This window comes from Acinetobacter sp. GN11 (genome assembly GCF_054823985.1).
In genome coordinates this window covers 1-12,534 of the sequence record NZ_JRVL01000144.1, presented here as the reverse complement: position 1 = coordinate 12,534, position 12,534 = coordinate 1, and the positions used below count along the sequence as shown (strand labels likewise).

Genomic DNA, 12,534 nt, shown 5'->3' with positions numbered 1-12,534 from the left:
CCGCTGAAATTTTATTATTCACATTTAACTTCTGCATTGAGTTACAGAGGTGAAAATTTACTGTTCTTTCCGTTACACCGATAATCTGGGCAATCTCTGCTGACGTTTTACCTTCAGCAGTCCAACGTAGAACCTCTTTTTCTCGGTTCGTTAAATAAAGATTAAACTGAGCAAATTCTGCTTCATTCACAATTTTAGCAATGCTGGAATGCACAGTCTGAGACAGCCAGTACATATTGGTATAATGAGCTTTCTGCTCTTTTTCTGATAATTGATCAGTGGATCTTGCTAGCGTTAACATCCCCCTTGTACCAATAAAGTCACGGCTTGACTGCGCCCAACCAACATTTAAGCCATAAGAGCGTGCCTCTTCCCAAAAATCTTTTTGAGATTGTGTGTTCGCAGATTGGCTCGACCAGACAAGAGGTTGAAGTGACAGCATACAATGCTGCACAGTTGGATCTACCACCACATATTGTTGTTTAACATAACGTTTCTGCCATGCTTCGGGATAATTATTCAGCATAATCGTTTTTGGTTCAGCAATAGATAATGGCGACTGCATACCATAAGCACAATAATCAAATCCAAGCTTTGAAGCTGTAGATTTGACTACCTCAAATAGCTGATATTCATTTTTTACCATCAGAGATGCTGATAGTAGATCTTCTTGCCAATTTTCCATTTACTCTCATTAAACCTCATGCATAAATCATTTTTATTTAGTTGCATATAGTGAATTCATAATCCAATTAACAACATTTTTGAGCCTGAGAGGATGGTAAATTTTCTGGATAAACTGGTTTCAGAAAGCTTTTTAAGGTTGTTATATTGCATATGCGGATTATGCTTGAAAGCCTCAGATTTACAGGATGCATTTTATTCCAAAAATGAGTATTTTTTACTTTTAAATAGAGCCTATTATTTATTCTTATTTGTATATTTCTATTAATTTAACTAAAGAATAATTTCTATTAGCGATACAGTCTATAGTTTTACATTTATTATCTAGTGATAGCCTAGAATAATTATAATGACTCCGAAAATATTGTTTTAATAATAGGATAGATATTATCTACAATGCACATGACAAACTTAAACTATTGATAATCTTGAAACAAGCAACTCTCATATGGAAGCTATAAAAGGCTCAATATCTGTATATGTAAAACTCGCTGTCTGGAGTACTTTCTAAAGAACAGCTTAACGTTGTGTATCACCAGATTACGGTTAACCTGTAAAACCTAACAGTATTTTGTTGGCAATAATTTATGTTATTTATCTATAGAACTGCAATTCAAGTCACTTGAACAGGTAGCATGGTCACAATCCCCCCTGATTTCTCAATCTCAACTGATGGTTTTATTCGAATGAATGAAATCCAGCTTATGAATTACCCCCTCCAGCACCTCATATCTACTGTTGAATCAACACAAATTGAAGATTCTCAAATTCTCTATTATGGTTTTACTGAATGGGCAACATCACTGACTCCAGCTTTAAGCACTGGATGGGACTGGGAATTTATTGAGGACAATGGAATTGCTAGCTTAAAACGAATTGGGCTACCTCGAAGCAATATCATGATTGTTGATATATCTGGTACAGATATTGGGTTTGATATTACTGAAACATTAATCGAAAAAAAAATAGATACTTTGTTTTGGGAACAGTTCATTTATGCTCAAATCAATACAACGCAAACAAAGACTAAATTAAGTCCAAATTTCTCTTAGAAACCTGTAAATTCTTACAGTTACCACCTTTCTAGCTGTCAAGTAAAGTCGCCTGAAAAATAAGTGGAAGCACTTGTAATGAATGTTATTGCTGGATTCCAAAACAATTTTTCAGAAGTCCTATATACCAAATTTAAAAGTTACCGCTACAAGGTATTTGTTGAACATTTGGGTTGGGAGTTGAACTGTCCAAATAATGAAGAACTAGATCAATTTGATAAAATCGATACAGCTTACGTCGTCGCTCAAGATAGAGAATCCAATATTATTGGCTGTGCCAGACTACTCCCCACGACTCAGCCCTATTTACTAGGTGAAATATTTCCTCAATTAATGAATGGAATGCCTACTCCTTGCTCACCAGAAATTTGGGAATTATCAAGATTTTCAGCCGTAGATTTCTCGAATCCGCCGACCTCTGCTAATCAAGCAGTGTCATCCCCAGTCTCTATTGCAATTCTGCAAGAAGCGATCGACTTTGCAAGAGAACAAGGTGCAAAACAACTCATTACGACCTCACCTCTTGGTGTAGAGCGTTTATTACGTGCTGCGGGTTTTCGCGCCCATCGTGCAGGACCGCCAATGGTTATCGATGGATATGCCATGTTTGCATGCTTGATTGAAGTGTAGTTGGTTAAATCAAAGTCTAAGAATATTGGTGACATTGCAAAGATGAAGGTCTTAAGCCCAAGTCTCGTTTCACTCGCTAAATTTCAAAAGCCCTAGTCAAAAGATTAGGGCTTTTCTCTATTTAAAGTTTCGAACTTAATATTAAGAATCAGTAATTTTGGTTTTCAAATTTAATTCTGCTTTCTTATGATAATTCTCATCAGTTTTAGTCTGCCAATCACGTGGCATAAATGAAGTCGATATGATCGCAACGATAGCCATAGATCCAATATAAATCATAATTAAATAAGGATTACCCTGTCCAACACTTAAAAGTTTTGTCGCAATTAACGGTGCTAAACCACCACCAAGTACCCCAGCCAACTGTACCGAAATTGAGATTCCGCTATAACGGATTTCTGCCGGAAATTGACGGGCAAAAAGCTGAGCTTGCGGCGCATACATAATTGGGAACACAACGCCAATCGCTAAAACAATTGCTGTCCAGACTAATACCGGGTCTTTTGTGTTAAGCATGGTGAAAAATGGATAGCAGTAAAGTGCCAATATGCATAAACCAAACATGAACATATTGCGCTGACCGACTTTATCTGACAAATGCCCACATAATGGGGTCATAAATAGAATGACTATTGCACCGCAAATGGTAGCAAACAAAATGTCTTGGCGTGCGATCCCAAGTTGTGCAGTGGTATAAGCCAATGTAAAGGTTGAAGCAATATAGAACCATGCGTTCTCGGCAGCACGCGCCAAAATAATGGTGATGAGTTGCTTCGGATGATTTTTAAAAACTTGTAATGCAGGAACTTTAACTTCTTCAGACTGCTGTTTTACTTTTTCAAAATCTGGTGACTCTGGTACTTTCACTCGAATGTACCAACCTACTGCCAGTAAAATAATGCTAGCAAGAAATGGTAAACGCCACCCCCAGCTAAATAGAGCTTGCTCTGGCAATAAAGAAACAAGACCTAAAGCAATTGAGGCTAACATTAAGCCGCCACCTGTACTTGCTTGAGGCAAACTTCCCCAAAAACCCTTACCTCCTTCAGGTGCATGTTCAACAGCCATAAGCACGGCACCGCCCCATTCACCGCCCATTGCCATCCCTTGAATGAAGCGCAAGACAACCAGACCAATCGCAGCCCAGTAACCAATTGATTCGTAAGTCGGTAATAAGCCAATCAGTACTGTTGGGATTCCCATGAGCATCAGAGTCAACAACAACATCGACTTACGGCCAATCTTGTCACCAAAATGACCAAAGACTAGCCCCCCTAGTGGTCGCCCAAGAAACCCAACGGCATAGGTAGCAAATGCAGCAAGCACACCTGTAAGGGCATCCAGATTTGGGAAAAATAATTTATTAAAAATCAGCGCCGCCGCCGCACCGTAAATAAAAAAGTCATACCACTCAATGGTGGTGCCGACCATGCTAGAGATGCCTGCTAATCGATGTGACGACTTTTTAGTATTTGAACCGTTTCCATGTACTGTTTGCATCGTAATTTCCCTTTTAGATTTTCTTGTTTTATCTTTTTTATGCTTATGACCAGCCCTGACCATAAGCATTTTCAGGTCTCGCTTTATCTCCTTAAGCTTTTATATTGTTGTAGTGCCGTTTAGCTTAGCTTTTCTAAAATTGGCTCAAACTTCGAATTACGTTCTTGCCACTGTGGTTGTTTGTCTTTATCGACAATGAGTGCACGAACACCTTCAATAAAATCACCATGCTCAAACCAGATATCCTGTAAATCACGTTCAAGCTGCATACACTGCGGTAAAGAAAGCCCACGGCCTAAATGTTGTAATTTCAAACTGGTTTGTTTGGCAATAAATGAGCGCTGCTGCAAAATACTGAGCATCTTACTTGCCCAAGTTTTTAAGCTTTCATCTTTTTCATTTTCAAGACTTTGCTCGATTTCATCTAAATGCTGATATCCGAAGTGTTTACGAATGCCTTCCGCCAATTGTTTGAGCTCACTTTCGGCAGGACGAGTAATAAATTGAGTAATGATTTGCTCAATTCCTTCTTTAGTTAAACTTGGCGTATCAACAAGTGCTTCTTGCAATGTTTGTAACTGCTCGCTTGGCACATGGTAGTCAATTAAATCGAGATAGAGTGCATCGCTACTGCTGATCTGCTCACCCGTAATTGCCATATAAACGCCGATATCATCAAGTCGAGACAGGAAGTGTGTTGCTCCAACGTCTGGGAAAAAACCAATGGCAGTTTCAGGCATGGCAAATCTAGACTTTTCACTGCTCACGACAATATGACAAGCCTGAGCTAAACCAAAACCACCACCTAACACATAGCCATCAAGCACAACGATAACTGGCTTTCCATATTCACGCAGCGTGGTCAGCATTTTATATTCGGCACTAAAGTAGCCTTTGTAATCGGCCGTGCCATTTTTATAACTGTTGTAGAGATAGCGGACATCTCCACCTGCACAGAAGGCTTTTGGGCTATTTGATTTGATTAAAACTGCTTGAACAGCAGCATCATTTCGCCACAGTTCCAATTGGGCACCAATACTTTTAATCATATCTAGCGACAATGCATTGAGATGAGTCACACGGTCTAAGGTAATCACGCCGAGCTTACCTTGTCGCTCAATCATTAAGTGATTTTCTGTATTCATTTTATTGATCTCTTATTGATTTTTAAAATTTGGCTGGCGTTTTTCAACGAAAGCCTGCATTCCTTCTTTTTGGTCAAATGTTGCAAATATTGAATGGAACATACGTCTTTCAAAACGCAAGCCTTCAGTCAGATTTACTTCAAAAGCTCGGTTGATGGTTTCTTTAAGCATCATATTTGCGGTTAAAGATCGTGCCGCAATTTTTTCAGCTGCTTGCAAGGTTTGTTCAAGTAATTCTTCTTTGCTAAACACACGTGCGATTAAACCACTTTGCTCTGCTTCTACAGCGCCCATTTGACGAGCCGTAAAACACATTTCCATTGCTTTGGCTTTACCAATTGCATGGGTTAAGCGTTGCGTACCACCAATACCCGGAATTACACCCAAGGTGACTTCAGGTAAGCCAAACTTGGCGTTGTCAGCACAATATATAAAGTCACACATAAGCGCCAATTCACAGCCACCACCTAACGCATAGCCGCTCACCGCAGCAATTAGAGGTTTACGGCGCTGTGCAATACGGTCTGCAAGATGAAAAAAGTCATCAAAATAAATATCAGGAAATGCCAAATCAGCCATTTCTTTAATGTCTGCGCCTGCGGCAAAAGCTTTTTCAGAACCTGCCAATACCATGCAACCAATTTCGCGGTCTTTTTCGAGCTGATCTAATGCCTGATTAATTTCACTAATTAATTCGCTGTTTAAAGCATTGAGCGCTTGAGGGCGATTTAATGTAATCAGTCCAACCCCACTACGCTTTTCTAATAAAATACTTTGCCACTGCATTATTTATTCCTTGTTCTGGTTTTATAGACTACGCGCAATCACTAAACGTTGGATATCACTTGTGCCTTCGTAAATTTGACAAATACGGGCATCACGATAGATGCGCTCAATCGGGAAGTCTTTAAGATAGCCATAACCACCAAACACTTGTAGTGCGTTCGAACACACACGTTCAGTCATTTCTGAAGCAAATAGTTTGGCCATTGAAGCTTCATTGAGACACGGTTGCCCTGCTTCTTTTAAACGTGCAGCGTAGTGAACAAGTTGTCTGGCAGCTTCAATTTCGGTTGCCATACTAGCAAGGCGAAAAGCGATAGCTTGATGCTCAAAAATCGGTTTTCCAAAAGTAATACGTTCTTTGGCATAGCGAGTCGCTTCTTCAAGCGCCGCACGTGCTAGACCAACTGCTTGTGCAGCAATACCAATACGTCCACCTTCTAAATTGGCAAGTGCAATTTTTAAACCTTCGCCTTCTTTACCCAGCATGAGGCTTTTATGGATGCGTACATCTGTCAGTGCAATCTGGCAGGTATCTGACGCATGCAGGCCTAGTTTTTCTTCAACACGAATCACTTCGTAACCCGGTGTATCGCGTGGGACTAAAAAGGCACTAATCCCTTTTTTACCTTCGCTCGGGTCGGTCACTGCAAACACAATAATGACACCGGCATTATCACCAGAGGTAATAAACTGCTTGGCACCATTTAAAATGTAATCATCACCATCTTTGACCGCACGAGTTTTAAGAGCTGCCGCATCTGACCCCGTATGTGGTTCGGTTAAAGCAAAAGCACCGATCATTTCACCTTGCGCCAAAGGTTTTAAAAAACGCTCTTTTTGCTCATCGGTACCAAATTTTAAAATAGGCACACAGCCAACCGAGTTATGTACGCTCATAATGGTTGAGGTTGCGCCATCTGCTGCCGCAACTTCTTCGAGAGCTAGTACATAGGCTAAATTACCCGTGTCTGAACCGCCCCATTGCTCTGAAACAAGCATACCCATAAAACCGAGTTGCCCCATTTGAGCTAAGGTATCTTTCGGGAATGTCCCGTCTCGATCCCAATCGCTGGCATTAGGCTTAATTTGTTCTTGGGCGAAACTTTTCGCCATATCACGAATGAGTAATTGTTCTTCGGTAAATTGCATTATTATTTCCTTCCTGCTTTAGCTTGTTGTTTAGCAATTTCTTGATTACGCAATAAAAAGCGCTGAATTTTGCCACTTGGAGTTTTAGGTAATTCACTCACAAATTCAACTAAACGAGGGTACGCATGTGCAGAAAGTCGTCTTTTAACAAATTGGCTAAGTTGTTCAGCAAGTGCATCTGAAGGTTGAGCATCCGTAGCTAAAATCACAAATGCCTTAACCACTTCGGTACGGTCTGGGTCAGGCACACCAATCACAGCTGCTTCAATCACTGCGTCATGTTCGAGTAAGGCACTTTCCACATCGAAAGGCCCAATCCGGTAACCCGATGTGGTGATTACATCATCACTACGACCAACAAAGCTCATGCTGCCATCAGCATGTAACTCGGCAGTGTCGCCAGTTAAATAGTAATGACCCACGAAAGGCGATTTTCGGCTTTCTTTATAGCCGCCGAACCACATCATTGGAGACTCGCTAATGTCAACCGCTAAAATTCCCGGTGTGTCTGGCGGAAGTTCTTCACCTTGTTCATCGACAATCGCAACACGGTAGCCCGGACTTGGGAAACCTGCTGAACCGGCATGAATTTCATGTTTTAAACCATGATGATTACACACCACCATACCCACTTCAGTTTGTCCATAGTGATCATAAATCGGAGCATCAAGCACTTGTTTAAACCAGCGAATTACTTCTGGATTCAGCGGCTCACCTGCACTACTCACCACACGGAACTGGCCTCTTAACGGCGCCATTTGCGCTGGGTCAGCTGCCATCATCATGCGGTAAGCAGTTGGTGCACCTGCCAAGTTGTTAATTTTATAATCTTTCACAATTTGGCATAGGCTATCTGTGCTGAAACCACCCTCATAGAACAAAGTAGAGTGACCCAAGAATAACGGCCCAGTAATCGCATAATACAGACCATACGCCCAACCCGGATCGGCAATATTCCAAAACGAGTCTTCTTCAGTTAAACCAATGGCATCTTGCATATATCGACCAAAGGCAATCAGTGCTTTTAATGGCACTTCCAATGGTTTCGCGGGTCCTGTAGTGCCTGAAGTAAACATGAGCAGAAAAGGATCTTGGATGCTGCGCATAACCAAATCACATTGATCGGACTGCTGCTTCACTTCATTCCAAAAGTTAAAATCACCTGCTTTAAGTGGAGTACCTTGTGTGTCGGCCACCGTCACAATTGCAGGGCAATTCTCAATTTCATCAAGCTTGCTACGATTACCTACATCCGTCACCACTAGCTTACTTTGTGCAAGCTGAATACGGTGCTCAATCGCTTTTGGACCAAATGCAGTAAATAGGGGTTGATAGACTGCACCTATGCGCCAAGCTGCAAAAATAGTCACGATCAGTTCAGGTGTTCTCGGTAATAACCCTGAAATACGGTCGCCTACTTTCACCCCTTGTGATTTTAAAAAGTTGGCAAACTGACTCGACCACTCTTTTAATTCACGGAAGGTATATTGCTCTTTTCGTCCGTCTTTTCCTTGCCAATACAGCGCAATTTTGTCGCCATCTGCATGTCGATCACAGCATTCATAACAAGCATTTAAGGCATCAACTGAACCTGATAACATTTGTTTTGCAGTGCTTTCCAAATCGAAAGTCTGTGCAGCATTTTGATAATCCATCATATCTTTTCCCTCAGTCCGGATTTGTTGTTATTCACGACAGGGTTTTATGTGTTTAAAGCCATCCTTTGGCTTTACCGTTATGCCTCTTGTGGCAGGTATTGCTGAATAATGCTCGAAAAATCGAGATTGGCATTACCGCGCATGCACATTTGCTGATAGAGCTGCTGCACCATGCCACCTAATACGACTGGCTGTTTGACTTGGCCCGCGGCTTCTACAGCGAGTCCTAAATCTTTTAGCATCAGCTGAGTCGCAAAGCCGTCTTGGTAGCCTCGAGATGCTGGCGCATTTTCATTAATATGCGGCCATGGGTTACACACATCCGAACTCCAGCAACGACCGCTTGAGGTGTTAATGACGCCTGCCAATGCTTGTGGATCGATGCCGAGTTTCACGCCCAGCGCCATACCTTCTGCAACAGCAGCCATTGAAATACCCAAGATGAGGTTATTGCAAATTTTGGCAATTTGACCTGCACCGACATCACCACAATGAACAATATTTTTGCCCATGTGGCTAAGTACAGGTTTCACTTCATTAAAAGTTTGCTCATCGGCACCCACCATGAAGGTTAGAGTTCCTGCTTGAGCACCAATGGTTCCGCCAGAAACTGGTGCATCACAGATTTTAATATTTTTGCTATGTGCAACAGTGGCAATGTCTTTAATGGTTTGCGGGTCAATGGTACTGCTATCAATGCATAAGCTACCTGCTTTTAGCACTTCTAAAACACCATTTTCACCCAAGTAAACTTCTTTAACATGTTTTGCCGCAGGCAGCATGCTAATGACCACATCAGCTTGTTTCGCTGCTGCCTGCGGACTGTCGCAGACCACACCACCTGCCTCGGCAAAGTGCTGAATAGCAACTTCACTGAGGTCATAACCATAAACATTGAATCCGGCTTTAAGTAGATTATGGGCCATTCTGCCGCCCATATTGCCTAGGCCGATAAAGGCGATATTCATCCGTGATCCCCTTAACGTAAACTAATGGTTGTATTTACTGCACCAACTTCATGGCTATCTTCAAACCAGCGACTGGTAATGGTTTTAGTTTGGGTATAGAACTGCACAGCTTGTTTGCCGTATGGTCCCAAATCACCAAGTTTTGAACCTCTTGAACCGGTAAAACTAAAGAAAGGCACTGGCACAGGAATTGGAATATTGATACCCACTTGACCCACATCAATTAAGTTTTGGAAAGTACGTGCAATCGCGCCACTTTGTGTGAATAGACCTACACCGTTACCAAATGGGTTGGCATTGATAAGAGCAATCGCTTCCTCAAGTGTGTCTACGCAAATAATGGAAAGTACAGGCCCAAAGACTTCTTCTTTATAAATACGCATATCGGTATTTACGCCGCTAAAAATCGTTGCGCCTACAAAGTTGCCCGATTCATAGCCTTGAACTTGAACATCACGGCCATCGAGTAGCAACTCTGCACCTTGCTCAACACCGCTATTAATTAAATCAAGCACACGCGCTTTGGCACGTTTTGAAATGACTGGGCCAATGTCAGTATTCGGCTCATGCCCTGCATTCACTTTTAAAGTTTTCGCTTTTTCGACTAATTCTTGAATCCACTGTTTGCTTTCACCCACCATTACTGCAACAGACAATGCCATACAACGTTGCCCCGCTGCACCAAATGCTGCACCGACCAACGCATTTAAGGTTTGCTCTTTATTGGCATCTGGCATAACAGCCACATGGTTTTTTGCACCCATCATTGACTGCACACGTTTACCATGTTGCCCTGCAAGATTATAAACATGTGTTCCAACAGCAGTTGAACCCACAAATGAAATCGCTTTAATGTCTTTATGTGTACACAGACGGTCAACCACTTCTTTACCGCCATGCACAACGTTGAGCACACCTACTGGAACGCCTGCTTGAATCGCAAGCTCAACCAGCATCATGGTCGATAACGGGTCTTGTTCTGATGGTTTTAAAACGAAGGTATTCCCGCAAACGATCGCCATTGGGAACATCCACAGTGGAATCATCGCTGGAAAGTTAAACGGCGTAATGCCAGCACACACACCCAAAGGTTGCTGTAAGGTATACGTGTCTACACCACGTGCCAGACCCTCGACATATTCACCCATTTGTAAGGTGCCGATTGAACAAGCATGTTCAACCACTTCTAAACCACGCTGAATATCACCTTCAGCATCTGCCAAGGTTTTGCCTTGTTCAGCCGTCAGTACTTGCGCAATGTCCTTCATGTTGGCACGAATCAAATCTTGCAGTTTAAGCATGATGCGCATACGTGCTTGAATTGGGGTTTGGCGCCAAGAAGCAAAAGCATCTTGTGCAGCTTGAATAGCAGCATCAACTTCTTTAACCGTTGCAAATGGTACACGACCAATCACTTCCTGAGTCGCAGGGTTAACAATATCTTGCCATTCCTGTGTTTCAGATTCGATAAAATTTCCGTTAATGAGTAATTTAGCGGTTTCCAATTCGATTTTTTGGATTGTGTTCATAACCTCTCCGTAGGCCATATTTTTATTGTGTTCAATTATTGGAAAATACTTTTAGATCGTATTTTCTTTATTCCAGTTTCAATTGAGACTAGCAAAGAAAACTTTGACCACCAACGGAAATTCATGCACGATTGTTGTGCAAATATGCACAAGGATGACAACAAAAATGAAAGTGGATTGGGATCATCTACATTTTTTTCTGGTTTTAGCGCGGACTAAAACCTTGACCAACGCTGCGCGGATTATTGGTGTCGAACACAGTACCGTGGCTAGACGGATTCAGGCCCTAGAACTCGCTTTAGGTACAACGCTGTTTAAGCGTGAAGCGACTGGTTATGAGTTGACACTCGAAGGAATGGCACTTGTTCCTCGAGTTGAGCAAATGGAACAAGCTTTCTTACAAATTGAAAAACCACATCAACCTTTGCAAGGTCGTGTGCGAATTGGCACACCAGAAGGCTTTGGCACTGCGTTTTTAGCCCGTTTACTGGCTGAGTTCTCTATTCAATATCCACTGCTCACCATCGACCTGATTCCAGTGCCGAAAATGATTAAGCTCTCCCACCGTGAAGCAGACATTGTGGTGTCGATTGATCGTCCAACCTCTGGACCCTACATCATTACTCGGTTATCAGACTATTGCTTAAAAATTTATGGCAGCCAAAACTATCTGGCTCAAAACCCACCCATTCGTGGTTTAGAAGATTTAACCCAACATCGCTTTGTAAACTATATTGATGATCTGGTCTATAGCCCTGAGTTGTACTGTTTAGAACGTTTACCCCTAAAGCTTAATGCCAACTTTCGTAGCAGCAGTATTTTGGCGCAACAAATTGCGGTGAGTGCTGGTGCAGGTCTTGCGATTTTGCCTAAGTTTTTGGCAGATGATAAGCCAGAACTTGAAGTCGTTTTAGAGCAGCAAGTTCGCTTTACACATACCTTCTGGATGCTGACTTTTGTTGATTTACAGCATGAACCGCGCATTAAACTCGTCTGGGATTATTTGCGTAAACAAGCCGATAAATATCAGCATTTGTTGGTTGATTAGAGAGTGTAAATAAAAAAGCCAATCACGGATGATTGGCTTTTTTAAAATTATGAATAATTAATCAAAACTTTCTTGGCCTAGTTTTTTCATGCGCGGTTTATAAAACACATGATAGCTAACGCCTAAAACAACTAGCCATAATGGACTGACATATAATGCTTTTAAGGTATCTGACTCGAGTGCCAAAATCACCAAAGTGAACAAGAAGAATGCTATGACAACATACGCCATCAAAACGCCACCCGGCATTTTAAAGGTTGATGCTGCGTGAAGCTCAGGACGAGTTTTACGATAACGTAAATAGCACGCCATGATCAGAAGCCATACGCTAATAAAGAGAATCACACAGAGTGAACTTGCCAAAGTAAATGCTTCCATCGTGTTA

12 protein-coding genes are annotated in these 12,534 nt (G+C 41.8%); 3 read left to right on the top strand and 9 right to left on the bottom strand.

Annotated features, from left to right (window positions below):
* Positions 1 to 685, bottom strand: a 685-nt coding sequence (gene abaR, locus NL42_RS12615) for a LuxR family transcriptional regulator AbaR (protein WP_461313002.1), incomplete at its 3' end; no start/stop codon positions are given.
* Between the two features lie 634 nt (positions 686 to 1,319).
* Here abaR and NL42_RS12610 point away from each other — a divergent pair.
* A complete protein-coding gene (locus NL42_RS12610; RefSeq protein WP_336168972.1) occupies positions 1,320 to 1,736 on the top strand; it encodes a DUF4902 domain-containing protein in 417 nt (138 codons plus the stop codon).
* Positions 1,737 to 1,799: 63 nt separating this feature from the next.
* Positions 1,800 to 2,366 carry an acyl-homoserine-lactone synthase AbaI gene (gene abaI / locus NL42_RS12605; protein ID WP_336168975.1) on the top strand — a complete coding sequence of 189 codons (567 nt, stop codon included), beginning with the start codon at positions 1,800 to 1,802 and terminating at the stop codon, positions 2,364 to 2,366.
* A 141-nt stretch (positions 2,367 to 2,507) separates the two neighbouring features.
* Here the strand turns inward: abaI and NL42_RS12600 are convergent, their stop codons facing one another.
* From NL42_RS12600 to NL42_RS12570, 7 genes are all read right to left on the bottom strand, one after another.
* Positions 2,508 to 3,866, bottom strand: coding sequence for an MFS transporter (locus tag NL42_RS12600; protein ID WP_461313001.1), 1,359 nt, complete (start codon positions 3,864 to 3,866; stop codon positions 2,508 to 2,510).
* Between the two features lie 119 nt (positions 3,867 to 3,985).
* Positions 3,986 to 5,011, bottom strand: coding sequence for an enoyl-CoA hydratase/isomerase family protein (locus tag NL42_RS12595; RefSeq protein ID WP_461313000.1), 1,026 nt, complete (start codon positions 5,009 to 5,011; stop codon positions 3,986 to 3,988).
* A 12-nt stretch (positions 5,012 to 5,023) separates the two neighbouring features.
* A complete protein-coding gene (locus NL42_RS12590) occupies positions 5,024 to 5,797 on the bottom strand; it encodes an enoyl-CoA hydratase (RefSeq protein ID WP_461312999.1) in 774 nt (257 codons plus the stop codon).
* A gap of 21 nt (positions 5,798 to 5,818) precedes the next feature.
* Positions 5,819 to 6,946: an acyl-CoA dehydrogenase family protein gene (locus tag NL42_RS12585; protein ID WP_461312998.1), complete on the bottom strand. Its 1,128-nt coding sequence runs from the start codon at positions 6,944 to 6,946 to the stop codon at positions 5,819 to 5,821.
* Between the two features lie 2 nt (positions 6,947 to 6,948).
* Positions 6,949 to 8,604 (bottom strand): AMP-binding protein, encoded by a 1,656-nt coding sequence (locus NL42_RS12580; protein ID WP_461312997.1) that lies wholly within the window; start codon positions 8,602 to 8,604, stop codon positions 6,949 to 6,951.
* Positions 8,605 to 8,681: 77 nt separating this feature from the next.
* Positions 8,682 to 9,572 carry a 3-hydroxyisobutyrate dehydrogenase gene (gene mmsB, locus NL42_RS12575; protein WP_461312996.1) on the bottom strand — a complete coding sequence of 297 codons (891 nt, stop codon included), beginning with the start codon at positions 9,570 to 9,572 and terminating at the stop codon, positions 8,682 to 8,684.
* A gap of 11 nt (positions 9,573 to 9,583) precedes the next feature.
* A complete protein-coding gene (locus NL42_RS12570; RefSeq protein WP_461312995.1) occupies positions 9,584 to 11,101 on the bottom strand; it encodes a CoA-acylating methylmalonate-semialdehyde dehydrogenase in 1,518 nt (505 codons plus the stop codon).
* Positions 11,102 to 11,267: 166 nt separating this feature from the next.
* Here NL42_RS12570 and NL42_RS12565 point away from each other — a divergent pair, with 166 nt between their 5' ends.
* Positions 11,268 to 12,149 carry a LysR family transcriptional regulator gene (locus NL42_RS12565; protein ID WP_217485521.1) on the top strand — a complete coding sequence of 294 codons (882 nt, stop codon included), beginning with the start codon at positions 11,268 to 11,270 and terminating at the stop codon, positions 12,147 to 12,149.
* 57 nt (positions 12,150 to 12,206) lie between these two features.
* Here the strand turns inward: NL42_RS12565 and NL42_RS12560 are convergent.
* A partial coding sequence (locus tag NL42_RS12560; RefSeq protein ID WP_461312994.1) for an amino acid permease occupies positions 12,207 to 12,534 on the bottom strand: 328 nt, incomplete at its 5' end.